This is a genomic window from Chitinivibrio alkaliphilus ACht1 (assembly GCF_000474745.1).
GTDB lineage: Bacteria > Fibrobacterota > Chitinivibrionia > Chitinivibrionales > Chitinivibrionaceae > Chitinivibrio > Chitinivibrio alkaliphilus.
In genome coordinates this window covers 1-25,873 of record NZ_ASJR01000016.1, presented here as the reverse complement: position 1 = coordinate 25,873, position 25,873 = coordinate 1, and the positions used below count along the sequence as shown (strand labels likewise).

Annotated in this window: 25 protein-coding genes; 3 read left to right on the top strand and 22 right to left on the bottom strand. The window is 48.0% G+C overall.

All coding sequences use genetic code 11. The features are described 5' to 3' along the window. Window positions 1-321: 321 nt before the first annotated feature. The 21 genes from CALK_RS12295 to CALK_RS12285 all read right to left on the bottom strand — a co-directional run bounded on the left by CALK_RS12295 (window position 322) and on the right by CALK_RS12285 (window position 23,271). Window positions 322-5,004 carry a cobaltochelatase subunit CobN gene (locus CALK_RS12295; RefSeq protein WP_022637291.1) on the bottom strand — a complete coding sequence of 1,561 codons (4,683 nt, stop codon included), beginning with the start codon at window positions 5,002-5,004 and terminating at the stop codon, window positions 322-324. A gap of 108 nt (window positions 5,005-5,112) precedes the next feature. Then, on the bottom strand, window positions 5,113-5,454 hold the full coding sequence (locus tag CALK_RS08575; RefSeq protein WP_022637290.1) for a DUF2149 domain-containing protein: 342 nt from the start codon (window positions 5,452-5,454) through the stop codon (window positions 5,113-5,115). Then, window positions 5,441-6,034, bottom strand: a complete 594-nt coding sequence (locus CALK_RS08570; RefSeq protein WP_022637289.1) for a MotA/TolQ/ExbB proton channel family protein — start codon at window positions 6,032-6,034, stop codon at window positions 5,441-5,443. The genes CALK_RS08575 and CALK_RS08570 overlap by 14 nt, the downstream gene beginning before the upstream one ends. Next, window positions 6,021-6,722, bottom strand: coding sequence for a hypothetical protein (locus tag CALK_RS13040; protein ID WP_022637288.1), 702 nt, complete (start codon window positions 6,720-6,722; stop codon window positions 6,021-6,023). Before CALK_RS13040 ends, CALK_RS08570 begins: the two co-directional genes overlap by 14 nt. A 12-nt stretch (window positions 6,723-6,734) precedes the next feature. After that, a complete protein-coding gene (locus CALK_RS08560; RefSeq protein WP_022637287.1) occupies window positions 6,735-7,724 on the bottom strand; it encodes an HmuY family protein in 990 nt (329 codons plus the stop codon). 22 nt (window positions 7,725-7,746) lie between these two features. Continuing rightward, window positions 7,747-9,738, bottom strand: a complete 1,992-nt coding sequence (locus CALK_RS08555; protein ID WP_022637286.1) for a TonB-dependent receptor plug domain-containing protein — start codon at window positions 9,736-9,738, stop codon at window positions 7,747-7,749. A gap of 94 nt (window positions 9,739-9,832) precedes the next feature. Then, on the bottom strand, window positions 9,833-9,982 hold the full coding sequence (locus CALK_RS12590) for a YezD family protein (RefSeq protein ID WP_022637285.1): 150 nt from the start codon (window positions 9,980-9,982) through the stop codon (window positions 9,833-9,835). 214 nt (window positions 9,983-10,196) lie between these two features. Further along, complete coding sequence (locus tag CALK_RS12290; RefSeq protein WP_022637284.1) at window positions 10,197-10,574, bottom strand: type II secretion system protein GspG; 378 nt, start codon at window positions 10,572-10,574, stop codon at window positions 10,197-10,199. Beyond that, window positions 10,571-11,092 (bottom strand): hypothetical protein, encoded by a 522-nt coding sequence (locus tag CALK_RS08545; RefSeq protein ID WP_022637283.1) that lies wholly within the window; start codon window positions 11,090-11,092, stop codon window positions 10,571-10,573. Before CALK_RS08545 ends, CALK_RS12290 begins: the two co-directional genes overlap by 4 nt. Beyond that, window positions 11,089-12,501, bottom strand: coding sequence for a type II secretion system protein (locus CALK_RS08540; protein WP_022637282.1), 1,413 nt, complete (start codon window positions 12,499-12,501; stop codon window positions 11,089-11,091). The genes CALK_RS08545 and CALK_RS08540 overlap by 4 nt, the downstream gene beginning before the upstream one ends. 1 nt (window position 12,502) lies before the next feature. Continuing rightward, the gene (locus CALK_RS13370; RefSeq protein ID WP_022637281.1) at window positions 12,503-12,637 is read right to left on the bottom strand and encodes a hypothetical protein; all 135 of its coding nucleotides are present in this window, start codon (window positions 12,635-12,637) and stop codon (window positions 12,503-12,505) included. Beyond that, complete coding sequence (locus CALK_RS08535; RefSeq protein WP_022637280.1) at window positions 12,612-13,130, bottom strand: SurA N-terminal domain-containing protein; 519 nt, start codon at window positions 13,128-13,130, stop codon at window positions 12,612-12,614. The genes CALK_RS13370 and CALK_RS08535 overlap by 26 nt, the downstream gene beginning before the upstream one ends. Before the next feature lie 11 nt (window positions 13,131-13,141). Next, window positions 13,142-14,338, bottom strand: a complete 1,197-nt coding sequence (locus CALK_RS08530; RefSeq protein WP_022637279.1) for a type II secretion system F family protein — start codon at window positions 14,336-14,338, stop codon at window positions 13,142-13,144. Between the two features lie 3 nt (window positions 14,339-14,341). Next, on the bottom strand, window positions 14,342-15,997 hold the full coding sequence (locus CALK_RS08525; protein ID WP_022637278.1) for a GspE/PulE family protein: 1,656 nt from the start codon (window positions 15,995-15,997) through the stop codon (window positions 14,342-14,344). Next, window positions 15,984-17,093, bottom strand: a complete 1,110-nt coding sequence (locus CALK_RS08520) for a type IV pilus twitching motility protein PilT (RefSeq protein ID WP_022637277.1) — start codon at window positions 17,091-17,093, stop codon at window positions 15,984-15,986. The genes CALK_RS08525 and CALK_RS08520 overlap by 14 nt, the downstream gene beginning before the upstream one ends. After that, window positions 17,081-19,399, bottom strand: coding sequence for a type II secretion system protein GspD (locus tag CALK_RS08515; protein ID WP_022637276.1), 2,319 nt, complete (start codon window positions 19,397-19,399; stop codon window positions 17,081-17,083). The genes CALK_RS08520 and CALK_RS08515 overlap by 13 nt, the downstream gene beginning before the upstream one ends. Window positions 19,400-19,412: 13 nt before the next feature. Next, window positions 19,413-19,841, bottom strand: a complete 429-nt coding sequence (locus tag CALK_RS08510) for a hypothetical protein (RefSeq protein ID WP_022637275.1) — start codon at window positions 19,839-19,841, stop codon at window positions 19,413-19,415. Beyond that, window positions 19,813-20,028 (bottom strand): hypothetical protein, encoded by a 216-nt coding sequence (locus CALK_RS08505; protein WP_022637274.1) that lies wholly within the window; start codon window positions 20,026-20,028, stop codon window positions 19,813-19,815. The genes CALK_RS08510 and CALK_RS08505 overlap by 29 nt, the downstream gene beginning before the upstream one ends. A 9-nt stretch (window positions 20,029-20,037) precedes the next feature. Beyond that, complete coding sequence (pilO, locus tag CALK_RS08500; protein WP_022637273.1) at window positions 20,038-20,613, bottom strand: type 4a pilus biogenesis protein PilO; 576 nt, start codon at window positions 20,611-20,613, stop codon at window positions 20,038-20,040. Then, the gene (locus CALK_RS08495; protein WP_022637272.1) at window positions 20,610-22,169 is read right to left on the bottom strand and encodes a hypothetical protein; all 1,560 of its coding nucleotides are present in this window, start codon (window positions 22,167-22,169) and stop codon (window positions 20,610-20,612) included. Before CALK_RS08495 ends, pilO begins: the two co-directional genes overlap by 4 nt. 118 nt (window positions 22,170-22,287) lie before the next feature. Continuing rightward, window positions 22,288-23,271: a type II secretion system protein gene (locus tag CALK_RS12285; RefSeq protein WP_022637271.1), complete on the bottom strand. Its 984-nt coding sequence runs from the start codon at window positions 23,269-23,271 to the stop codon at window positions 22,288-22,290. A gap of 511 nt (window positions 23,272-23,782) precedes the next feature. On the opposite strand from CALK_RS12285, the gene CALK_RS08485 reads away from it, so the two are divergent. Genes CALK_RS08485 through CALK_RS08475 form a run of 3 tightly spaced genes read left to right on the top strand, consistent with a single transcriptional unit; the run spans window position 23,783 to window position 25,002 of the window. After that, on the top strand, window positions 23,783-24,160 hold the full coding sequence (locus tag CALK_RS08485) for a hypothetical protein (protein WP_022637270.1): 378 nt from the start codon (window positions 23,783-23,785) through the stop codon (window positions 24,158-24,160). A gap of 15 nt (window positions 24,161-24,175) precedes the next feature. Next, entirely contained in the window at window positions 24,176-24,661 is a 486-nt protein-coding gene (locus CALK_RS08480; RefSeq protein ID WP_022637269.1) for a flavodoxin, read from the top strand. After that, complete coding sequence (locus CALK_RS08475; protein WP_022637268.1) at window positions 24,658-25,002, top strand: DUF2023 family protein; 345 nt, start codon at window positions 24,658-24,660, stop codon at window positions 25,000-25,002. Before CALK_RS08480 ends, CALK_RS08475 begins: the two co-directional genes overlap by 4 nt. A gap of 43 nt (window positions 25,003-25,045) precedes the next feature. Here CALK_RS08475 and CALK_RS08470 read toward each other — a convergent pair whose 3' ends face one another. Next, window positions 25,046-25,792 (bottom strand): ZIP family metal transporter, encoded by a 747-nt coding sequence (locus CALK_RS08470; protein ID WP_022637267.1) that lies wholly within the window; start codon window positions 25,790-25,792, stop codon window positions 25,046-25,048. Window positions 25,793-25,873: the final 81 nt, after the last annotated feature.

The following is a 25,873-nucleotide window of genomic DNA, read 5'->3' as shown; positions in this document are numbered from 1 at the left end:
TTTTCAGGAGCTTGTCTTCTCCGATTCAGCCGTTCTTCATATAAAGCTTCAAGATACCACTATCTTTCAAGCGAAGCCCCATCGGTCATTTCGCCGAGCAATGGAGTATGCCCAGGAGGATATATTTCTCTTTGCTGAGTAAGAGAAGAGAATTTTTCAAGATACGAATAAATTTTGCCCCATAGATAGAGCTCCCATGCCTGCCTTTCATGAGTGAGGTTCTCACGTTCAGTGGAGCCTCGATGAGACATCGAATATATTCGTCTTTCTCAGAGACTCCCAGAAGATGCGTACGAGAAGCCCCTCGTACGCCTTGCCCCGCTACATACGTCGTTGTACGATACAGGGAACAATCAACATGAGAAGAATTACGCCAATCCCCATAATTACCGGGCGATTATCCTGCACAATGCGCTGGAGGGTATCTGTAAGGGTCTCCTTCTCAAGACGTACAGAATTATCGGCAGACAGGGACTCTCCCCGGGGATTTCTGACGGCGGCAATATTCTCTGCATAGGAGGTACGCTTTTCCTGTGAAACCGTCTCAGAAATCATCTCCTGTAACAAGGGGTTATCACAGACAAACCCACTGCATCCGGCATCATGCTCTGCCACAAGGGACACATGGATGTCGGCAAGCTCCTGGATGACCGCTGAATCGGCATCCCACATCTCTTTTCGCACCGTTTCCAGCATAACCGCAGTCACCTCCTGCAAAGCATAGGGGTTTACCTCTTCGAAGAAATCACGGATACCCAGGTCATGGTGATCTTCAATGAGAGTTTCGTAATACTCCTCCCACAGCTCCTCATCAATCACCGACGCCTTTGTGGCATTCCAGCCAAAGGTGTTTCGCACGGTTTCAGCAAAGACCTCTGCCGACGACGCGCCCCCTTCCAAAAGAGGGGTGATATAATTGGGATTGAGAATGGTGGATCGTGCCTCGGTCCATATGGCCTCCTTTGCATCAACCATTCTATGGCGGTTGGGGTTGCGAACATCCGTAAAATACCCCTGTGCTTCTTCACCAGTTACCCGGGTGATAGCCGTATTTAAGCCACCCATAAATTCATAGTTATGATCGAGGGAAAGGGGGCCCGTGGTATTGGAGGAACGACTCTGTACCAACACATCCGTATGTGTCAGGGCTGCTGAAAAAAGGCCCGTATGAAACTCGCCCCAATTATTCTGCGTATATACGGCACCCATATTCTGCAAATATTGATCGGCGATAACCGTATCGCTGTCCCAGCGGTCGCCCGACTCCACAAGCCCCTGAATACCGGTCCCGTAATTCCCATTCACCCCGCCGAAAATACGAGCTGTTGAAAACTCACGGGCCTTTCGTGGGGAGTATCCCTCTTCCATAAGGGCACGCTCTGCCTCCACAGTTGCCTTTCGAACATAATTGGGGTACACATCATCCTCTGCCGCAGCAGCAAGCTGGACCGCCTGATCTATGAGAAACAGGCGCGATGCGGCAATATCGCGAAACTGCCCGGAGGTTTGTACCACCACGTCAATACGGGGGCGTCCCAACTCCTCCGAGGAAATAAGCCGCACATCCGTCACACGTCCCGTGGACGAACGAACCGGTTCAACCCCGAGAAGGGAAAGTATCTGCGCAATGGTAATTCCACGGTCACGGACAAATTCTCCGCCCCAGAGGGTAAAGGCCGCCTTTCGTGGATATCCTCCCGTACGGGATTTTTCCGCAGCAATTAATTGATCTGCCAAGGCAGTACCAGCATTCCATGCTGCCAGCCCCGGTGTTGTTTCTGCGTCAATACCATAGAGATTTCGTCCCGTGGGGACTGCCCGAGGATTATGCACGGCATCCCCGCCCGTTGATGGCGGGGAAAATCCACCGGAAAGGGCATTGAGCATGCGTTCCATCTCTATGGCAGAGCTCTCCTGCAGAGCATAGGCCACCCGGGGAATCTCCTCCTCCAGTCCGGCAAGATATTCCAGGGCATTTTTTTCCTCGCCATATTTCTCCCGTCGTGCCTCCCGTATCTGCTGGAGTTCTCTTTGTCGCTGTTGTAATAAGGAAACAACGGCATCCTGATCGGCAAGCATCTGCAGCGACGACGAAAGATATACTTCTGCACCGGAGAGCGTATCAAGGCTGATAAAGATTGCAAGAAGAGTATCACTGTTCTCCAATGCAGAAAGGGACGAGTCCTTCCACATCTGTGGGGAATACTCTTGCCGAACAAGGGAAAGAAATAATTCTTCCGCCCTATTGAGTCGCTGCACACGTTTTTTATTCTGTTTCAATCGGTATTGTTCCACCTCCGCATCACGGGCACTGTCTGAAACAAGGGCAAGCACGTTTTGACGACGCTTGGGTGAGTCCATATACCGCATGAGCGAAAGCCCCTCGGGCGTTTCCATGAAGGCAACGGCATCTGCCATGGGCGGAATAACCCGGCTCATCCTTCGAGCCCGCTGGAGATTTTCTGGTGAAATCATACTGCGCAATCGTTCGTACCGCTCACTGTCTTCAAGGGAATGGACAATGGAACGGTGAGTTTTGTCGGCAAGGAGAGAGGTGAGAATACGCGAAAGCTCCTCCGGGGAAAGATCACACCTCTCGTCAGATTCGGTTTGCGTTCCCATGGCGATCATATCCGCCATGAGATCTGCCGGTTCACTTGCATCAGAGGGTATAACTTCCTGCAGATAGGCAAGACGCCGCCGTTCATGAGAAGAAAGAAGGGTGAATTCCTTCCCGGCGAAAAACGACGTAACATCGTCACGGGCTGCATCAAGAAAGTTCTCTTCAAACCAGTGCAGATCTTCCCGCAAATCTTCCGTAATTTGCCCGATTGCGCGAGCATGACGAAATTTCCCATGGGCAAGATTTTCACCAAACATCTCGACAACCGTACGCTCTACCTGCTCTTGGGTATAAGGTTTTCCCAGGGTATACAACCCTTCCGTAATTACTTCCGCCTCCACCTCATGCAGGTATCGATGTACTTCATCAATAATATCATCCGCATCCATGACGGAAATAAAATCATCAGGAAAAGAGAGATCACGATGAAGGCCGAGCTCTTCTACCAGAGAAAGAATCATTCCTTCAAGCTCATCACTTAGAGCTGATTCATGCCCCGCATCTTCCACAAGCTCGTAGTCGTGCACCATGCGATGAAGATCCTGAAACCCGCCATAGAGCTCTGCACGACGAAAGGGAGGCGTGAGATGAGAAACAATACCGGCATAGGTACGACGTTTGGCGATGATTGCTTCACCGATATTATTAATAGTATAATAATAGTAGTGCGGAAGTTCTCCCATGAGGATGTCGGGCCAGTCATAACTGGACAAGGGGGCCTGTTTCCAGGGAGTAAACTCAAGACTCCCGTGGGTGCCAAAATGAACAAGCGCATCTGCCCTATGCCCCTTTCGTGCCCAAAGATATGTGGCTATGTAGGGATAGGGCGGAGCAACCTCCGCGCCGTGAATCAGGGAAAAATCATCATCACCGAGGGCGGGCATGAGCTGGGGAAGCAAGACAATATTGCCAAAACTGATCGCAGGAAGCGTGAGAAGGCTGTCTTCCCTGATAAGATAGTCCCCCGGGGGCGGTCCGTACCGCTCTTCCACAGAAGCACGAAGTTCTTCCGGCAGGGCCGTGCCCATCCATGCGGTTAAACTGTCCACATGAATTCGGGGAATATCCATTTCCTGAAGCTGTGCAATAGTACCTTCCGCATAGGGCCCCGGTCGTATCCCCTTCGTATTCACAATACGCGCAAACTCTTCCACCGTTTCCGGGAGGGGGCCCGTGGTATACCCCGCCTCTTTCAGGGAGCGAAGAAAATGTAGCAGGGATGGGGCAACCTCAAGCCCCCCCGCCACCATGGCGTTTTGTCCCGGACCTTTAAAATACACAACGGCAAGGCGTTTTTCCTCTACGGGAGTATCCTGTAAAGAGACATAGTTGTGCACCGTACGGGCAAAGCGGTCCACCCGTTCCTGAATCGGCACAAAGACCTGAAACCCCTGTTCATTTTCTGACAAGGCCCCCACGGCAAAGGGCGCGATGGCACCATCAATTTCAGGAGCGGCAATACTCTGTCCCATAAGCCCCCCACTCATCCCCTGCTGGCTACGTATCCACTCCTCTTTTTTCTCACGCACCAGGAGCGGAGCAAAGAGGGGAACATTCAACTCCTCCAGAAGCTTTTCAGACTCATGGGGCTGCCCCATGGCAAAACGCCCATGGGCAAATAGAACCAGCGCATCGGGCTGCACCTTTTGCGCATAGGCAAGGCGGTTCCGCATACCCGACAGAGCATATACCCGCATTCCCTGTGCTTCCAGGGCACGTAAAACAGCCCGGTATGGAAGGGATCCGCTTTCATCCTCCATACCGATATTTGAGGTCATCATGAGGACCTTTTTTCCCTCCGGGTGATACTGGGGAAGTTCTGCATAAGCAAGTTCATAGGCGGCATACTCTTCATATACCTTGTCAAGATCGGGATGGGAGAAATACTCTCCGGGGAGAACCACCAGCTCAGGGACATCCCCCACACCAAAGGAACGTCCATGGAGATAGGCACGACTGTACCGCAAGAGGGCCGCCATATTTTCCGTAGACTGATTTGCCATATATGCCTGCATGGTTTCGGCAGAGAGGGGATCCACCGTAGACATATCATCTTCTTGAGTATTGGAGGCATAGGTGAATATAGATACCCCCCGGCGTCCTGCTTCAATAACAGCATCACGCTGTTCCTCGCTTAAACGCAACCCCATACCAAAAAGATAGACCACATCGTATTTCCGAAGTGTAGCAAGGGATATTTCATCGGTATCGATACGGTCGATACGAAGAAAAAAATTATCCCCTGCATCCACATGGGATGCAACCTGCCAGTCACGAAAATTTACAAAAAGAATGCGCGTAGGACGCAGATGATACTCCCATACCCCATACCCTGCCAGAGCTATGAGAAGAGCAATTCCGATAAATACACCTTTTTTCATATACCTCAATCCTATTCTAATATTTTACCGTACAATGGATACGAATACTGCTACCGCATGGACATGATCAGTGAGAAACATCGTTCATATTTCCCTCAGTACACGGTGCTATTCCGGGATGTAAATAATCTCACCATTTTCAAGTTCATAGGCAGAACCCACACGGCGACCTGTCCCCTCGGATGAACCGCTTTGATTTTCTGAGGCTCTGTAACGTTCAATACGTTCACCCTCCCGACGGATGATTTCCATATTATCCTGTCCCGGATTTTTCACAATTGTAGAGGACTCTCCCGTAAGAAAGTCACTCATATGCATAAAGCTCACCATGGCTACCATAAGGGATACGGCAAAGACCATTCCCACATCAAAAAGATTGGCCACACTGCTTATGGGATCTTCCTCCCCCTGTTCCTGCAAAAAGGAGACACCCCGTCTACACTTCTGCATCCAGCACCTCCCGCACATAAGTAAGGTCAATAATATCACGAGCAAACCAACGCCGTTTAATACTACTGAGGACAAAACCGACAATGCCGCAAAAAAGACCAACCACGGTTGTACCGAAGGCAACCTGCATATTCAGAGCCATCATACCGATATCTCCCGTGGCAAGACCAGTGAGGGCTGGTCCCATGGGAATGATTGTTCCCATAAGCCCCAGCATGGGGCCAACCTTCATGATCACCTTTGCACCTTCGCATTCGCTGTGATAACTCAACTCTGCCTCAGAAAGAACCCGATCCATTCGCGCAGGGTCTCCTGTAGCGGATACAAGGGCCTGCACCGCACGGGAAAAGATGGTTTTATCCTGTTCTGACAAGGCCAGACACGCAGCCCGTGGTGCCTCCCCCCGTACGGCCCCAAGATGCTTATCCCGCACCGACCGTGCACCAAAACGTTGCACCGCCAGGCCGAAAAAACCACCCACCATAATTAATGAACGCCCAAAGAAAAACAGCAAAACGACGATAACCGGAATAAGCATGCCATCTGAGATAAAAAAGAGAAGCTGATTAATCTGATCCACGAAAAACTCCTTTTGAAACACATACAAGACGAAAGAAAAAACCGAAAGCAATACACCCGAAACCAGCAAAAAGCACCCACAGAGGAAATGTGGGCACAGTGCTGGACACCTCATCGGCATAAATTTCAGGCGGATGTATTAACAGGGGAAGAAAGGCCGCCACCACAATCTGCACAAGGTACAGCAGCAATTTCATCTCCACACGAATTCCCCACGGCGCTATTACACGGCGGAGAAGAACAGAAAGAATACAAAACAGGGTCACCAAAGCAACAGCAGTACGTTCAATAAGCCAGAGAGAAGACGCACCGGGATACAAAAAGAGCATCTGATAGGGAAACCACAATACCCCTGCAAGGGCTGATGTGGGGGGCAGATAGAAGAAAATCTCCCCAAAGGTTACATCCCTGCCCTGATAATGGCGCTGAACAATACGGAGTCCGAGGAAAATACCGATTACCCCTTCACAAATCATAAAAAGTGAAAGAAGAGACACAAAGGCCGGATCCATAAAAAACTTCTGCACCGCAACACTGCTTGTATCAAGAATGTGGGGGGCCGAAAAAAGAGGCACAAGCAGAAAAAGGAGCGGCAATATAGCCTTCCTCCACCACCGATCGATAATTGATTGGGTAATAACAGCTCCCCCCGCACCGAGGAGGAGCATAAATACAAAGGTTACGTTCATACCATACAACCCTTACTGCTCAAAGATCCCGTCTTCATTGGCAAAGAGATATTCAAAGTCACACCAAAACTGTTCCCCCCCGGGCCCGTAAAAGGTGTGTATCTGCATTTTTACCACAGAATTATCCGGAAGTCGAATCAGAGACGTGGCAGGATCCACACTGAACACACGCTCATCATGGTCAAAGGTATACCAGTTATGTCCGATACCAAGAGGGTCATCTGCAAATTCCCGGGAACCAACACTGGTCACTTCTTCAATGTCCGTATCGGGAAGTATCACCGCCTCCATACCGGCACTGCTGTTTATGGCAATGGAGCTTCTTCCCCCAATACGATCTCCCATGGACCACTCCGTTCGACCGAAACGGATATGCCACTCATCATGGGGCGGAAAAGCCGTAACCTGTCGGCGATCTCCTAAATGAATACTGGTGTATTCACGGTCGTTGGCAGGACCAAAGGTGTGCACCTCACCGCCATCACCGTCAGGACTATCAATACGCATCTCAACACCACCACCCATGGTGGCATTTACAAACTGGATTTTATAGTACGCATCATCACCGGAACGAATAAGAAAAACTTCCCTTGTAAACTCCGGCGGCATGGATGTCATATCAAGCCATGAATGCCCGAGGGGATTGTCATCAATATAGGTGGGAACAAAGTCATCACTCCCTTCCATATGAGAATAATCCTTAGAGAATGTGGTATCCCCCGTAGCATAAACGTGAACACCACTGCCATATTCACCGGAATTGGATATCACGTAGAGATCATCTCCCACGGCAATATCCCATGAAGAGCGGGGCATCTCCCACTTTTCCCGGGTACGAAAATTATAGTAGACGACCCGGTTTATACCGTTATAATCCACATTGGCAGTATCAATAACATACTCCGCAGGATCTCCACCATTGTCATCACTTCCCGTACTGTCTGAACACCCTGCAAAAAATGCAACCATGCTCACAGCAACCCACAAAAAAAGCTGTTTCATACATATCTCCTTAGTAAAAAAGTTACAACTCATATCCAACCTGTATCCACATGGTTCTTCCCGTCGTCTGATTGAGCTCACGGACGGTATTATCCAGCAGGTTACGAACACCGAGGGAAACAGAAAAATGCTCCCCAACCCCTGTATGAACCTGGGTATTTATATCAAAATCAGAAGGAATGGTACTTCCCGACTCGCTGTCCTGTATCTGCTCATCCTGCCAGACAAAACTCCCGGAAACAACGGGGGAAAACACCTGCCCCGCAGGAACACTCCATGAAAGGGATGCCGATACCCCATGGGGAGAATAGAGCTCTGCTTCGCGAGCCACTCCCTCTGCATCCCAAAATTGTGAATAAAGATATGAATAGGTGAGAGATCCCATAAGATTGAACTCAGATGTATAGGAAAGAGAGATGTCCCCTCCGTAGGTCTGCACAGAGTCAAGATTTACATAGGCACGAACGGCACGATAAAACTCTCCATCGTCGGTAATTCCCCCTTCATCTGATATCTGCTGCGTGGCAATCTGATCCCAGACACGGGTACCATGCCCATACACTTCCCAGGAAAACCGGTCCGTCTCTGAGCCAATACTCACATTACCTCCCCAGGATGTTTCCGGCTCAAGATCAGGATTACCCGATAGGACAAAACTCCCCCCCGTATGAACCCAGTCTTTGCGATAATTCTGCTGAAAAGAGGGAGCAAGATAGCCCTTTCCCAGGGCAGCCCGGGCAAAAAAGCCACTGAAAAAATCAAGACGAGAGCTGAAGCTGGGCACAATAACATTGTCAAACCTGCTGTTATAGCCGAAACGAATACCGGGAATAAGGGTTAAAGCCCCCGCTTCACGGGGTATAATACGACTCTGACCAAAAAGAGCCGCCGCAGAGCCAAACTGCTCGCCCTCATCAAGGCCGTCATCCTGCACTCCTTCGTAGGTTCCTTCAATGCCGATGGTTGACTCCACCACCTCACCAAAAATAACCGACTGAACCTGGCCGTTGATACGAGGAAACTTCGTATGAGATTCATCGGAGATACGCTCATGGTCAAAATTATACCGCTCCCGCTCCGTCTCAAAACGTTGAACAGAAAGATGCCCCTCGAAAAGAAGATTATCTGAAGCAAGGGTATTACCACGAAAAATGAGTTCACGGCGACGACGCCACGATGTAATCTGCTCACTCTCCGTGGCAGAATACACTCGCTCTGTGGTGCCGAGGCGATATCCCAATTCGCTGAAACAAAGGGGCCCTTCCTGTGTAGAAATGCTTCCCCCGTGGTTCAGGCGGGTCTCTTCGCCAATACTATGAAGATATCGGGTAAAACGGCGTCCGGCAATGGTATCCAGGGCCCCGAAATTTTTATACAGACCGCCATGGGCGGAAACTGATATCTGTTCTCCTCGGTATCGAGCGCGAATGTCACCGGTGTACACACCGCCCCAGCGGGTCCGATCAGAGACGTCCGGATCTGAAAAACCGGGCTCATCCCATTTTACTGAAACAATATTTGTTTCATATCCGCTGCTCACTCCAAGAGAAAAAGGTTTTACCCCCTGTCCGTCATGGGTAATTATATTTATCACACCACCCACGGCATCACTTCCATAGAGTGATGATCCGGGACCGCGCACGATTTCTACCGCAGCAATTTCAGAAAGGGGAATACTCTCTATAGGAAAAGCGCCATTTACATCTCCCGAAAGAGCAATACCATCTACAAGAATCTTGGTATATCGACCATCGAGACCGTTAATTGAAAGACGCTGTCCACCCATATACGTGCGCACAGACACGCCAGGAACACGATGCAATAGATCTTCAGTAGTTGCAGCACCAGACTCAGCAATAAACACTGAATCGATCCGCATGGCTTTCTCACCCTGTACTTCACGGGAAATACTCACATCGTCACGGACAAAAACATCACCAAGGCAATACACTTCAGCGGTACTAGCAGATCGAAAAAAAACGATAATGCACACCATACCTAATATAACGTTCATACAAAACCTCCTCCATGATCATAAACCCGTGCAGTTGTCTGCTTTGGCTGATCTACAGTATATGGAAAGGCTCCACTGGTATGGTGGCCACTACTTAATAGCGTTTCTTTTCTTTACGCTCTATTTGAACGATCCTGCCGTCATGAACAGTGATACTCACCTCCCCATAGGAAAGCCCTGCAAGAGCTTTGGAGATATCCCGCAGGATATGAGAAGGAATTATCGTATCTTTTTTGTTGTCCATAACACTCACGGAAAACAAGTTAGTTTTGCCTAATATATGAAATATCAGCCTCACATATCAAGAGTATTCTAAAAAAACAACTTCCGCATAACTTAAGAAAAAATAGGAGGATGACAACAGCCCGTTCAATACCTTTTCAATACCAAGAGAAGACAAAAAAGAGGCCATAGACTTTTTCAATATCCCGTTGTGGTGCCACCGTATTGTAAATGCATTACGGACCGGTAATAACCAAATCATCATCTGTTCCAGCAATGCCATCGGGACCGTTACTCCGGAGTTCAAAACTTTTCCCATTTTTCCCTGTCGTATATATGAAGGGATTTCCCCACGAATCAACCAAATCCTTTTCCAAGAGACGTTGTTGAGTATTCTTTTCTACCCACGCAAGGAAATCATCTTCACGGGGATACCGCCGCCGTTGAATATATTCCATATCAAGCAATTGCGTTATTGTACGCATGTTTGCGGCAGTGGTCACCATCTGCACCTCGTGGATTACCTCTGTGATAAACGCTTCAATTTCATCCTGATGCGTCGCAACAATTCCCAGTGAAAGGGCGGTGGTGATAAGAGCAGATGCCACATTCATATCAAATCGGCATCCGTGTTATACAGTTTTTCAAGCAGAATACCCCCCTCTTTTACGGAGAGTTTATCCTGGTTTATTTTTTCAATAACACTTCGCATCTCCCTGCGAATACGTTCTCTTTCTTTACAATACTGGCAAATCTGATTATAGGATACAGCCGTTTGTGTAAAGAAATCTTTCCGACGAAAGGCAATAGGCTCTGCCGCTCCGGGGTTTTCAGACAACGCATGTAGCGCCCGTTGTAATTTTATCACAGGACCCACAACACGATGGGAAAATTTGAATAAAAGATATGAAATAACAACGAGAAGTACGCAGAATCCCATGCCCAAAAGGAGCATCAGCTGGTGATTGATCGGGTATACCAAACGGGGAGTAAAATGCATTAAAAAATATGCCGAAAGCAGCAAGGCACTGATAAGAAAAGAGCCTCCAGCGGTAATAATGACAACCCCTGCCAGGGGGAATTGTATTCGTGGATACACCACATAGGAACGACGTTTATTCTGTTTTTTCATTCATCCTCCAGAGTAAGTGTGTCAATAATATCCCCTGCCTGTAGGCCGATATATTGTACGCCCCCGTCCGTTTTCAGAAGATACGTTCCGTGAATAAACGGTTCTGCCTGCGTTGAAAGGGTATCTACTTTTTTCTTCCCGCTCTTCATAAAACAGGCTGATACAGAACTCTCTTTTTTCAAACCTAAAACTCCCGTAACTTCGTTAAAATAAACGGTAAAGGGGGTTCCTCCACCACGAAACACAATATTTCCCGAAAAATCCCGCTCAGCCCGTATGATCTTCTGCCAGGGATCACGAAGAGAATATCCAGCACGGAGATACGGCCCACGCCACCCACCGTGAATTGGATAGTATACCGTATCTTCATCCATTATAACACCACATGAGTCACCACTAAAAGAAGGTATATACTCATTATTGAAGGCATCCGTATTGGTTGTAAGCATAAAAAGGGAGTCCGGGACAGCATAATACCGCTCATGGGGCGTAAAATCTTCCACCCAGCCAGCGCCACTCAACGAAGCAATCGCCTCCCATTTATTGGGTTCGAAAGAAGACGAAGAATCATGTCCAACCGTACATCGATATACCGTGCCAGCATGTCGTACATAGGAACCGGTGAGGGGGGCAATATCCCGTACATGGGTAAGAAACCCTCCGGGACCACACACGGCTCTATGAAGTTCTTTAGATTGCTGCTCCCAGCGCTTTTTAAACACAGATTCCCATTCCTGTTGAGATATTTTCATGGATATATTATCTGCATTCGCCCGAGCTGTAGTATCATCCAGGTCATACATTCCGCTCGGCCCCGCACTGAGAAAGATAAGATTTGCCGGACGACCGGAATCAAGCAGACTATCTGCATAAACAACCAGTGAACGACCCCATGCATCGGTAAGATGATTTCTGTTTTCTTCCAAAAGAAACCGGCGACGTTCACCACCGCCGAGGGTGTAATCCCAGTCATGTTTCCGGGGGGTGTTTTGAGGACGTAAGAAATAGGGACCCTTCCAATAAGAAAGACTATCACGGTTTTCCCACAGCTCAAGGGGCTGTGCACCCGCTGCTCCCGTAAAACCAATATCCGGACAGGAGGCATTATTGGAGGTTACCGAATCGATAAAAACAAGCTTCCCCGTGGCATCTGTTGTAGCATAATAGAGCCGCGGCAACCCTCCCATATCGTTAACAAAGCCCTGAAAATGAGGCATCCCGGAATCATCAAACCGGCGGTGAGGACCCAAAATAGCTTCACCGATGGCCGCAAGTTTTTCTTCGGTCTTTTGGTACAATCGGCGTTCACTGATAACACCCCCTGCAGGAATAAGCAAGGCCGTGAGAAACCCCAGTATCATAATGGAAACAAGTAACTCAATAAGGGTAAATCCGTCGGCGGTCCTCATTTTAAAACACCTGTATATCAGCAACAGAAAAAAGAGAATCAATACGAATATCCATATAATTTCGTACGACAGAATCAATATTTTCCACATACGCTTCAAAGAGTGTGTCATCAAGGTTTTCTGCAGCCTTTTCCAAAAGATGACGTTCTACCTGTTCCTCCACAAAAATATCTATGGTTACCTTTTGATACCACTCTTGGGCATACTCTTCCTCCGTGTAGTCGCGCTGCTTTAAAAAAATCGAGATACTCCTCCCGACTGGGAAAGGAACTTGCCACAATATTTGCACGAATATTCCCCGCCCGCGGGGATATCTCAACTCCATTTTTTTGTGCATGTTGATAGAGAAGCTCCAGAGTAACCAATTCACGGAGACTCTCTTGAAGTATGGCAATAGAATCACCCTCCAGTAAATCAACACGACGTTTCACACAACGGGAATCAATCACCTTTCCATTCACCACAGCTGCCGTATCCGACTTGAGGGAAGGAGTGGCACGAAAGGCCTGCCTTTCATGACGACATTGAGGAATATTTTCTGGTCCTAAAAGAACCCATCCAATATAGGCACTGCAAAAAAAACACAACAGCACCACAGCACCACGCAAAATTTTTTTCCAAATCTTCATACAATCTCCTTTTAATACAATGACAACACACCCGTGATAAGGGCAATAACAACATATCCTACAAGTCCCCCGATAATAAGAATAAGCAGGGGCTCTAAAAGTGCATTCATGCGTTTTACCGCCTGATCCATCTGCTGTTCATAAATTTCAGAACATAAAATAAGCACCTCATCCATACTACCTGTTTCTTCTCCCGTGGCAACCATTTCAACCAACATTGGTGGAAAAATACGCGGTATGGTGCGCATGGTTTCTGCCATGGAGTCTCCCGTGATAACCTGCTCATGTACGGTGGAAATATGCTGTGCTGCCACGGCATTTCCCAAGGTATCACGTACTGTCAGCAAACCATCACTCAGAGGAACCCCACTGCGGAGAAGTACACTCATGTTTCGTGAAAACTGCACCAATACGGCTGATCTAACAAGTTTAGAAATCAATGGCATGTGTAGGGCCACAGAGTCGATGAAATACGAACCCTCCCGTGTTTTTTTTATGAGGGGAACACCGAAAAGAGTGCCAAATATACCCAAAAGGATTGCCCCCCAATATTCCTGCATCCATTCAGAAAAGATCATCAAGGAACGGGTTAAGGCGGGAAGCCCTTCCTGCCCGCCCAAAATTTCTGCAAACTGCGGAACCACAAAAACCGAAAGAATAATGATAACGACAACGGAAAAAAGGGTTACCACCGCCGGATAAATCATGCCGGTTATAAACTGTGCCTTAAAGGCATGCCGTTTTTCCATTTGATCAGCCAAAATACAGCATATTTGATCCAACTCACCACTTTCCTCGGCGGATGCCACCATGCTGACATCATAAAGACTAAACCGGCGGGATTCCTTCATACTCTCAGAAAGAGAACTGCCGCTTTCAAGAGATGAAAGGAGATAGGTGGTCACCCCAGTCATCCCCCGACCAAAAGACTGACGCTGCAAAACCGTTAGGGCATGCACGATGGTTACACCGGCACGCAACATAACACTCAGTTGCCGAAAAAAGAGGGCCAATTCTTTTTTGCCTACCCGCGTAAAAACAGACAAGGGTGGAGCCCCGCCACTTGTGGCACGATTTGTTTTCTCCATTGAGGCCACATACAAACCTTTATCGACAAGCTTTTGACGAGCTATATCAACGGAATCGGCGTCCACCCGCCCCCGTTTTTCCTCCCCCGCCGGGGTATATGCATGATAGGTATACTGCATCTTTTACTCCACGGTTACACGAATAACTTCCTCAAAGGAAGTCACCCCGTGCACCATTTTTTCTATACCATCTTCACGCAGGGTTGTCATTTTCTCCTGACGGGCAACCACCGTGAGTTGATCCCCTGAAGCCCCCGCCATGACCGCCTTTTGTATTGCCGAAGTTACGGGAAGATATTCAAAAAGACCCACTCGACCTTTATACCCAATTCCGTTGCAAAGAGAACACCCCCGCGGAGCATATACAGGTTTCTTTACCGGCTCTGTCCCAATGCTGCTCCACTGAGCAGGACTCAACACAGTTTCTTCCCGACAGTGCGGACAAAGCTTTCGTACCAGTCGCTGTGCCAATACTCCCGTCACGGAAGAGCTTACCAGGAAGGGTTCACACCCCATGTCAACCAGCCGGGGAAGAGCCCCGGGGGCATCATTGGTATGCAGGGTTGTAAAAACCATATGCCCCGTAAGAGCCGCTCGCAAGGATATTTCCGCAGTTTCCCGGTCACGGGTCTCCCCAACCATAATAACATCGGGGTCCTGTCGCAATATAGCGCGCAATGCAGAAGAAAAGGTGAGCTTATCGCTTTGACCCACATGCACTTGAGTAATGCCGGGGATTTTATACTCAACCGGATCTTCCACGGTCACAATATTAATTTCCCTCCGATTGATATGGTGGAGAGCTGCACTCAGAGTGGTGGACTTCCCCGAACCGGTGGGCCCGACAATCAATACAATACCGTAAGGACGTCCTATAGCCGCAGAAAAGGCGTCCTTATGCGCTGATGAAAGTCCGATCATTGCAAGGGTTATCTTCTCATCCGTACCAGCAAGAAGGCGCATGACCACCTTCTCTCCGTATAAAGACGGCAAACAGGAGACCCGAAGATCCACGGAAACCCCTCCCTTGCGAAAGGATATTGCCCCGTCCTGCGGTGCCCGCTTTTCCGCAATATTCAATCGTGCCAATACTTTGATTCGGGATATCATCGCCTTGAAAGCGTGAAGACCACAGGACTCCACCTCCTGTAACACCCCGTCAATACGATAGCGAATACGAACCCGTTCCTGCAATGGTTCAATATGAATATCCGAGGCTTTCCACTTCACCGCACGAATAATAATTTTTTCAATAATTTCAACCGTTGACATATCCTCAGTGGAAACCGTCGAATCGCCGGTATAGGCAAGGGCGATGCTATTTTTTAAACGACCGGTGGGGCAGATAATCGGATAGACAGCCCCCTTTACTCGTCGTTCAACAGTTCGCCGCAGATGATCCGGAAGCGGGCGATCACAGGCAAGGCGTAAGACATCATCATCATATCCCACGGCAAGCAACGCATAGGACCGAGCCATCCTTTCGGGGAGAAGCTTCAGCGCTTCAGCCGCAGGCTCGGGGACAACCTCCGAAAAATCACAACCGGACTTTTCTGCCAGTACACGCGCCACGGCAATATCATCCATCAACCCCATTCTCACCAGGGCTTCTCCCAGACGAACCTTCTCCTGTTTTTGTATACGCACCGCCCGGCGAATATCCTCCGAAGAAACCCGCCCCGTTTCCACAAGATACTCTCCAAAGCGACGAGACAAGGGCGAGGTATTCCCCGACCTTTGTACTGAAATCCCCCGCACGGAGGATCTACCCTTCTCCATACTGATCTACCTCCGGAGAAACCATGTCAAGCCGACGGGAAAACTGTCCTGCATTCTTTGCCATGCGCAAGGCCGCATCCCGGGATATCTTTCCCGCACCATAGAGGTCCAACAGGGACATCTCAAGAGTTTGCATCCCCTGGGCGGTCCCCGTCTCAATAAGGGAGTATATCTGCTCATACTTGCCCAGACGTACCATATTTGCAATAGCCGTGGTAACCTGCATTACTTCCACAGCGGCATGACGGGATTCCCCACTTATACAAGGAATAAGCTGTTGAGAAACAACCCCCTTAAGCACTCCGGATAATTGTTGACGCACCTGCTGTTGTTCTGCAACGGGGAATACATTGACCATACGCATTAACGTAGAAACAGCATCACGCGAGTGGAGGGTGGAGAATACTAAATGCCCAGTCTCAGAAGCCATTATGGCCGTTCGGATAGTATCGATATCCCGCATTTCTCCCACAAGTATCACATCAGGGTCTTCCCGAAGTGAATCCCGCAGGGCCGAAGCAAAGGAGGGAACATCCGTATGCAGCTCACGCTGAGTAACGAGGCATTTTTTATGTTCATGCAGAAACTCCACAGGGTCTTCAATGGTAATAATATGTCCACGTTGCTGCTCATTTATGGCATCAATCAGCGTGGCAAGGGTGGTCGTCTTCCCTGACCCCGTGGGGCCCGTCACCAAAACCAAGCCATCACGACACCGGGCAAAATCTCCCACGGAGGAAGGCAACCCCAGTGTAGCCAAATCCAATCGCACATCCGGCAGCTGTCGCAGTACCGCCGAGGGATACCCCCGCTGAAAAAACACATTTACCCGAAAACGAATTCCCCCTTTATAGGAATAGGCAAAATCAACGGAACGATATTTTTCAAGAGCATCCTGTTGTGAAGTGCTCAAAAGAGGAAAGATCAGGTTTTGTATCTCCTCGCCACTGAAAGGGGGCATAGCCGACATTCGACATGTCCCGTGTACACGGTATACCGCCGGTGCATTCTGGGATAAATGCACATCCGATGCACCAAGACCGATGCCCCGTTCCAGTATTTCATCAATATGCTTTGGGTGGCCTATTCGTCCCATGTCTCCCCCGGTGATATATCAAGGACCTCGATGCTTTCATCACACGCCTCTTCAGAAAGAATAGAATAGCCATCCTGTCCCCGGTGGAGCACCATCTCCTTTGTGCATCGGTCGGCATAATAATCCGAACGATACTCCTGTGTAAATGTAATAATTACCACCTCTTCTCCCTTACTCAGAATAGAAATATCAGATATGGCAAGATCTATTTTCTGCGCCTTTTCAAAGACATACTCCCGCCGCGCAAGAAACTCCTCACGGGGCATACCATCAATCATAAAGTCTTCATGATACAGCTCTTTGTATGCCATCATATCACGTTCTTCCCACCGGCGGGCCCACGTGGAAAGAAACTTCGAAACCTCTTCAAGGAAAGGGGTATCTCCCCACCGATCATCTTGGAGAGTATCAACCTGTTTTATGCCGTTGAGACGGATTTCCACGGAAAAATCATCGGAAGGGGAGGCGATATCGTCAGAATTTTTGTACAGGGAATCATTTTCCAATGGAGAAGAAGGAGCATCCTCATGGATAATAGTATTTGTATCATCGGCTGTACCTTCATCCTCGGCAGCATCACCATATCGTTCACGCTTTTGGAAAAGATGCACCTGTTTTTTTCCCTCCGTGGGAACCCGTGCCTCCAGGGCATTCGCCCCTTCGTTATAATCCAAAATACGTTGTTCATCGTGAACAAAACGGGGATGTGCGGACACATCTTTAAAAAAATCTCCATGGACCTTCCCGCCATCTGCGGGGCTAAAAATAAGATGCGGGGTGATCATAAACACAATCTCCCGTCGTTCCTTACTCTCATTTCGCGAGCGAAAGAAGAAGCCCAGAAGGGGTATCCGCCCAAGGAGAGGAACCCGCTTCTCCCCAAAAATCTCCTCATCTTCAATTAGCCCTCCCAGGGCAATACTTTGTTGATCCCGTGCAGCGACAATACTATTGAGCTGTGTTCGACGAATCGCATCGGTACGCCCAAGCTGAGCCGAACCACCTATAACATAGGGGATTTCCGGCCCCCCTCCCTGAAGAACTGAAGACATTTCTGCATGTATTTTAAGGGTCACCGTGCTGTCATAATTGATGGAGGGAGATATCTCCAGGGAGACCCCAACCTCCTCATTTGCCATATCTATCTCCAGATACTCATTCGTAATATTACCATCCCTGTTTTTAGCAGTGGTAACAGAATATCCTCTCCGAATGGGAGTTTCCACCCCCTGAAAGATTCGCGCTGGGGCATTGTTTGCACACAGCATAAGGGGAGAACCCACTTTTTTCACCCGATCTTCCATCTCCAAAACCTCAAGCCGTGCCTGAATAAAATCATTTACATAGGCCATGGAAAAACTGTTTTCCTGAAGGGTACCACGGTTTACCATATCAACTCCACGGATACCTTGTAATTGGCGCATGACTTCCCCTTCATCATTGACCCGTCCCCCGGGGGTCAAGGAAAGGTCTACAAAAGACTCCGACCCATCCCGCAAGACAATCTCCAGGATATTCATCTCAAGGAGCACCTGGCGTGTAGGACTATCAAGATCTGCAATCAAACCTTCAACCTCACGGGCAAGGTCAGCATCAACTGTCCGTAAAAGAATTGAGTTATCCCGCAAGAAAACCGTCATAAAGGCATCGGTCCGGCCGATTCTGTCTTCCACCAATTGTTCCCGGGCAAGGTGTTTTTGCGTTGCTAAAAGCTGCTGCAACTCCGCCTCACTTACTTCAACCCCACCAATATCAAAAACCCCATCACCCTGTTGTTGTCTCTGCGATGCCCTGCGCCTTTCTCCCCCCTGCGCCGCCGTCACCCCGGGAACAGCACCGATATTGGGAAATGCATCCGTACCAACATGGCTAAAGCTTTCTATATCACTGGGGGAGGCATACTCTAACCGATCTCCGTAGAGCTGAGAAAGAACCCCGGCAATACCTATGGATGAGGCGTAGCGCAGGGGAAATCGATACAACTGCTCATCCCTCCCAAATACAAGGCCGTCGGCATACTCCTCCAAAGACATCAACCGTATCATTCCACCGCTTCTGTTGTACCACATGCCATACCCCAAGCACAAGGCCTCCACAAACTCCGTGAGGGAGACATCTTCCATATACAGCGAAACCTCCCGGGATGCCACAGATGAAGAAACAACAATATTGTAGGGAGTTTGAGATGTAAGCATACGGGCCACTTCCCGCACAGGCGTATCTGTCACATCTACCAAGGAGATATTCGATGCAAAAAGACACCCCCCGCCGCCAAAAATAAGCAATATAAAGAAAAACTGTTTCATAATACTCCCGCATTCATAGAAATCGTCCTGAAACCATGGTTCCGTCATCAAAATAGAGGGTCAGCTGATTTTTCTCGATATGATGCACACGAAACCAAACATACTCTCCTCCGGTATCCTCCGCAGGAGGAGGCAAAAGAACCCGATCACCCGATTGGAGGATCAAATTACCCAGGCCTTCAACGTAGAGACGAACCGTGGGGACATCCCCACTGAGAATAATCCCGCGAACCTGTATACGCGGCAAAAATTCCCAACGCACCCCATCCATAAGCAGATCCCCCGCAGCACTCTTTTCCTCGGAAGAAGACTGAAAAGACGGTACAGGACGCAACTCTGGAGAAGAAAAAGGATTCCTTCCCTGACCCCCTGCGTGACCGAACACCCAAAAAAGAAGAGCCGAAAGTACAGCCTTATGAGGAAGAATCAGAGCTTTTTTCATAGGGCAGCACATACCGATATTCCTTTCCACAATTAATAAGCACCTCCTTTTGACCCTTCTTCATAAACCGCATCTCTAAACGCAATTGACCAAACCCATCATGCGAATAAAGCTCAAGGTACAACTCCTGGAGTTTTGCCATAACCCGTTCATGCTCTTTCACCGCACGAATAACATCCTTATTCATATACCTTCCTCACAGCAAGAGATAAAATTCAATAGTAACATTACCCTTAACATCCGGATCTTTTATAACAATATCGCTCAACACCACAATGCGCTCCATGGCAGAAAGCGCCGTAAGGACACGTATAAAATCCATAAAGTTTCCCATAATACGCACGGTATGCAAATGCAGAGAAAACTCCCTTCTCCACTGCTCCGGCCCCCCTTTTACGGAATGACTCTCATCAAGAACCGAACGAATATGATCAAGTTCAAATCCATTTTGGGTGATAATATTCCCCACGGAGACCCCCAACTCCTCCACACGATCCCGCATGGGAAGGCGGGCAAAAAGCTCTGTCTCATACTCCTCCTGAACTTCCGCAACCTCCTTTGAAACACGGCTTATTGCGCGTTGGACCCCCCCCGTTTCAAGGGGAAGAGCCCGTAACTCCTCCACCTCTGAAACCAATTGATTGTTCTGTTCTACCAAGGCGTCGATATTTTCACTCAGCGGTTGATGCACCTTCGTATTAAAAAAGTACAGCCCGGCAATCCCCACAAGTACAACAAGCAACAGTTGTTCATTCCGCGTTAATTTTCTCACAACGCACCCCTTTCAGAGACATGCACCCGCAGGCGGGCATAATACCACCGCTCCCGCCCCGACCCATATCCGCCACGCCCGTGAAGACGTTCCTCACTTCTTTCCAGACGCACATCACGAACCCCTTGAATATCACGCAAATGGAGAGGCAACGACTGAACAGACTGTACATGCCGGGTCCGGCCTTCTACATAATACAGCTCATCGGAATCCTGCACCAAACTCATAAGTTGCACCTCTGGAGGTATTGCCAAAACAAGATCTTCAAGGAAATTCCTCTGCCCAACCAAACGCAAGGGCATATCTCCACGCAAAAGATCCATCCGGTCTTTCATCACAGCAACCGAGTCTGTCAAGGTACGCAGATTTCTATCAAGCCGCCGCTTTTGCTGCTGCCTTTCTTCTAACTCCTCCTTCTCTTCCTCCAGAGACTCAACCCGAAGACCGATATCATATTGGCGTCGCTGAAGCTGACCATACTCAAACAAAAGGCCCATAACCAATACAACCAACACCACAAAGGGAAGGGCGTGAATATTTGCCCGCAAGCGTCTCCCCAGGGGCTGTGCATCCGTACAAAACAGAGAGGCCTCCTTCTCCCCGAACCAGTTTGCCGCCCCGGCACAAACCACCATATAGCGCGGAGGAAGAGGGATATCACCGTGTACCCTTGGAAGATCCTGTGAACAATCCCATTTCTTCAAAACCAGCTCATCACCGCGGACACTCCCATCCCACACCAACGACTCCACCCCTTCACCCCCCACAACCACCTCTGTAATACATGCGGGATCTTCCACCAACAAAGAACACACCTGGGCAACCTGTTCATGCTGCTCCAAAGCCCTGTCCACGGGAACCCGAACAGTTTTTTTCTGCACACCGGAATCCACCAAAGCAGCACAAACCTCTCCGGGCTGCCACTCCACCACCACATACACACCGCCGGTGGCAACGGTCTTTCCACACAAAGAAAAACCAAGCACATCGGGCGATGTCATAGCAACAAGCTTCTTATTAAACCCCCTCAGCACCCCTGCAACACCGGAATAAAACTGCTCCCCCACCACCGCAACAAGAGCCTCTCGACGCAGGGGCTCATCCATCGCCACAAGGGGAACCTCCGGCTCCTCTTCCACCCAATACGCAGAAACATACGCCCCATGACTTTCACCCTGGAGCTCTTGGGCTTCGGCGTATGCTAAATCCCTCATACGGAGAGTATTTGAACCCATCTTTTTCTGAGGAAAAAAGGGAAGATCCAGACTGAGCATCTGCACCTCATCACCAATATAAAGGCAGGCAGCGGGGATATTTTTGCCCAACTCTTCAAACAAACGGGACAGCTTTATGCGCAAGCTATACCCGGACACATCAAAATAAACCTCCCGAAACGCACCATACTCCACCCCCCGGACGCCCTTGCGAATCACAAGCCCCCGCACACAGTACTCACTCACCTGTATAACCAAATACTCCCGGGAGAGCAGCTTTTGCACAACTCCGCCCACACGCCCCGGTATATCCCGTGCACCTTGCCGCTTTGCCTCTGCCAAAAAAACACCTCTCCTTTACGTAAAAAAATAATCAGGAAAAAAGGTGCCGCCGCTCACTGCAGCGACACCAAACCCACTCTACATTATGCAAACAATAAGACAGGAAGAGACAATACTACTACAATGCTTCAGCATCTTCACGAGTAGCCGCCGCACCAACAAAATCATACTCCTCAACCTCTACGCCAAGCATATGACCATGGGTGCACACAACGGCATAATTCCACTCTGCCAGACCTTCATGCAGAGCAAATATCTCCGTACGGGTATCGTCATCCTCAGCAACAAACTTCGCATAGACCTCATTGTCACCAAAAAGCCTATCAGAAGTAGCTTGAAGACGAGGTAATACCAGGGAGTAATACCCGTAAATCACATTATCAAGCTGCGCCGCCTCGGGACAAAGAGCCGTACTTTGCACATACCCACCGGTAACCAGCTCAGAAGTCTCACCAAGCCCAAAGATAAAAGAACCGATAAACTCAGGAATAGAGATATCGCTGCCTTCAGGCCATCCAAAATTATCAGCATTCAAAGGATCAGTTATGGGGTCACCATTATTAATCCTTGCACGACCAGCCATAAGGACTGTTGCCGTTGCACTTTCCGCTTCACGCAGACGTACACGGGCAAGGCGCTCACGACGATTTTCTTCTTCAATACCCTCACCAAAATTATACCCATCATATTGATTCATCATACGATACATGGTGATACCCAAATTGCGAAGCTCTTCAACCTCAGCTTCATTCATCCCCCAATTACCGGGCTTAAGATGATCTTCAAGCTCTTCATCAAAAAGACCAACGGTCTCAGGATCCTCATCCCAAACAAGATCAGCAAAATCTGCAACCCCGTCACCATCTTGCACAACAAGATTGATAAGACCGGAGGGATAACGCCCTTCCTGCTGACGAAAAACATCAATATACTGAACACCCGTACGCTGGTTTGACCCACACACAGTATCAAGTACACGATCGTCAATAATAGAGGCAAGACGAGGCGCGAGCATCCCCACAAGGAACCCAAGAATAACAATTACAACCAACAGCTCAATGAGGGTAAAACCCGCATTGGAGCGCAATGCCTTAACATTCATAAAAAACTCCTAAAAGTATAAAAAATTAAAAATGTGTGAACTACAACCCACCCGCAGAGTCTGAGTTCGTATAGGGTGAAAACCCCTTTTGTTTGGGCCCATTGAAAAAGGGTTCTCGAATATGCCTTTTCCGCCATCTCCACAATGCGCAAGAAAAAGTTCTGTCAGACGGTTTTCGTCCGACAATTATAATATAATAAATTTTTTAACAAAATACAATAGACGTGTCTAACATTTTCATATAAAATAACACGAAAGAGAAAATGCAATAAACACAAGCCCCTTCCCGTCAATAGTTCTTACAAATAACACTAAAATGAAGAAGAGCTTAAAAAAACTCCTAAAACATTCTATATGAAAGTATTAAGATACTATGAAGCCACCAAAAGGACACCATAACAAACGCAGTATTATACTAGTTCGTTCAGAATAATCAATTTTTATAAAAAAAGGTTGAAACATTATATTCCTTGCCGTATTTTGTTAGCATAATCTAACTGTAGGAGGATTTATGCGTCTTGCGCATCAAAAAACAACAGCTGAAATACATCTCGTATCGGAAAATGAAATAGAATTACGCTTTGGCTGTCTTAAACTCTATATGACAAAGGTAGAATTTGCCGAACTTGCACACCTCTTGGAACTATCTCCCGATACTCCTCAAACGAAAGTGTGGGCCCTTACAAAAACACACGTACACCGTCTCTACCTTACCTATCGTGGAGTAACTATGCAAATGTGTCCGCACGCATTTGAACGATTTATGCACCTTACCGCAGAGGCCTGGTGCGAATATAAACGTCTTGAGGATATTCAATATAAACAGTCACGACGTGATATAGAAAACCTTATTCAATCGATAGAAGAAAACAGTACAAACCAAAACTAAACAAAGGATGAAACTATGATTGTGATTTATGGATCAACCACAGGAAACTGCGAAGATGCAGCACATAAGATAGCACACGCCATGGGCTGTGAATCAAAAAATGCGTCTGAAGCACAAAGTAAAGATCTTGCTGAAAATGACGTGATTATTCTGGGAGCGTCCACCTGGGGAATAGGCGACTTACAGGATGATTTTATACCCTTTTTCAAAAATCTTGAAACCGCTGATCTCTCGGGAAAAAAAGTGGCGATCTTTGGAACTGGTGATGCTCAGTCATACCCGGATTCATTTGTAGACGCCATGGCAGATATCTATAAAGTTGTTGATACACAGGGAGCACGCCTCATAGGAAAAACTGCTACCAAGGGATATAATTTTGAGGAAAGCCGTGCTGTTATCAATGACATGTTTGTCGGCCTGGTCCTTGACTACGATAACAGCAGCGATGAAGTTGACGAAAAAATAGATGCATGGACCGCATCTCTCAAGGAGTCTCTATGAGGGTGCTCTGTCATCATCTCTATGAATATAAAAAGGGGGTGCGGCGCATGATACTGCACACAATGCCCCTGTATATGAAAGAACGTGTCATTAAGAAAATGGAAGATAATAGTATCTATTACTCTATTTCAGATGTCACAGATAGTAAATTTAATATTTTTTTTGGTGATCGTGACTGTGTTGAAGTGGTAAAAAGTTTTGGAACGAAGCCTCTAAATGAGTATACCGATACTGAAGATTTTATTGTGGGAGTACTGCTGGGCTATGATGTTGTGCAGCAAAGTCAACGCTATTTGCGAAGAAAAAGAATATGGAAAATTGCACAAAACAAGATAGCATGATCTTCGCAAGAGAGAAGGGGCGGCCCTTCTCTCTTATACATAGTTATAACACGGCAAAGCCAAGAAGAAGACCAGCAATTATACCCCCATTGGCAAGGTGACTGTGCATGGCGTTAGCTTCAGGAATAAGCTCATCATTGGTAATGTAAATCATAGCTCCAGCAGCAAAGGCAAGAGAACCTCCCACAAACACTTCAGAGATATTAAAAAAGATATGCCCCAAAATAGCACCTAAAGGAGTCATTAATCCTGCTGCCAACGTAAAAAGGAATATTTTCATATTCTTCATACCACCAGCCTTCAAAGGCCCCGCCATAGCTATGCCTTCGGGAATATTATGCAAGGCAATTGCTACAGCTATCATTAAACCAAGTTCAGGACTTGATTCTAAGCCTGCTCCAATGGCAAGACCCTCGGGAAGATTATGCAAGGCGATGCCAAAAAGAATAAGATAGCCCGTTCGGAGTATGGGAGACGCACTGCTTTTAAAACCCGCAGCATTTTCCTCTACAGGGCTGTCTGGAGTGGACAAATGAGAATGCGGTACCACGGCATCAAGCAAATACATTAGCAAAACACCCAAGAGAAACCCCACAACAGTACTGGGCATATCCCCAATTTCAAGTGCTTCAGGCATAAGCTCAAACACAGAGATGGCAAGCATAATCCCTCCGGCAAAGCCCAGAAGGGTTGCCAAGGTCTTTTTCCCGGGCATACCAAAAATCAGGAGAAATATAACACCAATTGAAGTAGATATTCCTGCCAAAAAACTATACAGTATACTTTCCATAAGAATCCTTTCACTACATGTGTACAGTACAGTAAGAATATATATCCTATGGGGCATCACCAACAAAAATAAGATAACTGA

Bases quoted from the DNA above. Each gene is read 5' to 3' on its own strand.
- CALK_RS12295 (WP_022637291.1), bottom strand. From the start codon at position 5,004: ATGAAAAAAGGTGTATTTATCGGAATTGCTCTTCTCATAGCTCTGGCA.
- CALK_RS08575 (WP_022637290.1), bottom strand. From the start codon at position 5,454: ATGCAGAAGTGTAGACGGGGTGTCTCCTTTTTGCAGGAACAGGGGGAG.
- CALK_RS13040 (WP_022637288.1), bottom strand. From the start codon at position 6,722: ATGAACGTAACCTTTGTATTTATGCTCCTCCTCGGTGCGGGGGGAGCT.
- CALK_RS08560 (WP_022637287.1), bottom strand. From the start codon at position 7,724: ATGAAACAGCTTTTTTTGTGGGTTGCTGTGAGCATGGTTGCATTTTTT.
- CALK_RS08555 (WP_022637286.1), bottom strand. From the start codon at position 9,738: ATGAACGTTATATTAGGTATGGTGTGCATTATCGTTTTTTTTCGATCT.
- CALK_RS12590 (WP_022637285.1), bottom strand. From the start codon at position 9,982: ATGGACAACAAAAAAGATACGATAATTCCTTCTCATATCCTGCGGGAT.
- CALK_RS12290 (WP_022637284.1), bottom strand. From the start codon at position 10,574: ATGAATGTGGCATCTGCTCTTATCACCACCGCCCTTTCACTGGGAATT.
- CALK_RS08545 (WP_022637283.1), bottom strand. From the start codon at position 11,092: ATGAAAAAACAGAATAAACGTCGTTCCTATGTGGTGTATCCACGAATA.
- CALK_RS08540 (WP_022637282.1), bottom strand. From the start codon at position 12,501: ATGAGGACCGCCGACGGATTTACCCTTATTGAGTTACTTGTTTCCATT.
- CALK_RS08535 (WP_022637280.1), bottom strand. From the start codon at position 13,130: ATGAAGATTTGGAAAAAAATTTTGCGTGGTGCTGTGGTGCTGTTGTGT.
- CALK_RS08530 (WP_022637279.1), bottom strand. From the start codon at position 14,338: ATGCAGTATACCTATCATGCATATACCCCGGCGGGGGAGGAAAAACGG.
- CALK_RS08525 (WP_022637278.1), bottom strand. From the start codon at position 15,997: ATGGAGAAGGGTAGATCCTCCGTGCGGGGGATTTCAGTACAAAGGTCG.
- CALK_RS08520 (WP_022637277.1), bottom strand. From the start codon at position 17,093: ATGGGACGAATAGGCCACCCAAAGCATATTGATGAAATACTGGAACGG.
- CALK_RS08515 (WP_022637276.1), bottom strand. From the start codon at position 19,399: ATGAAACAGTTTTTCTTTATATTGCTTATTTTTGGCGGCGGGGGGTGT.
- CALK_RS08510 (WP_022637275.1), bottom strand. From the start codon at position 19,841: ATGAAAAAAGCTCTGATTCTTCCTCATAAGGCTGTACTTTCGGCTCTT.
- CALK_RS08505 (WP_022637274.1), bottom strand. From the start codon at position 20,028: ATGAATAAGGATGTTATTCGTGCGGTGAAAGAGCATGAACGGGTTATG.
- CALK_RS12285 (WP_022637271.1), bottom strand. From the start codon at position 23,271: ATGAATGTTAAGGCATTGCGCTCCAATGCGGGTTTTACCCTCATTGAG.
- CALK_RS08485 (WP_022637270.1), top strand. From the start codon at position 23,783: ATGCGTCTTGCGCATCAAAAAACAACAGCTGAAATACATCTCGTATCG.
- CALK_RS08480 (WP_022637269.1), top strand. From the start codon at position 24,176: ATGATTGTGATTTATGGATCAACCACAGGAAACTGCGAAGATGCAGCA.
- CALK_RS08475 (WP_022637268.1), top strand. From the start codon at position 24,658: ATGAGGGTGCTCTGTCATCATCTCTATGAATATAAAAAGGGGGTGCGG.
- CALK_RS08470 (WP_022637267.1), bottom strand. From the start codon at position 25,792: ATGGAAAGTATACTGTATAGTTTTTTGGCAGGAATATCTACTTCAATT.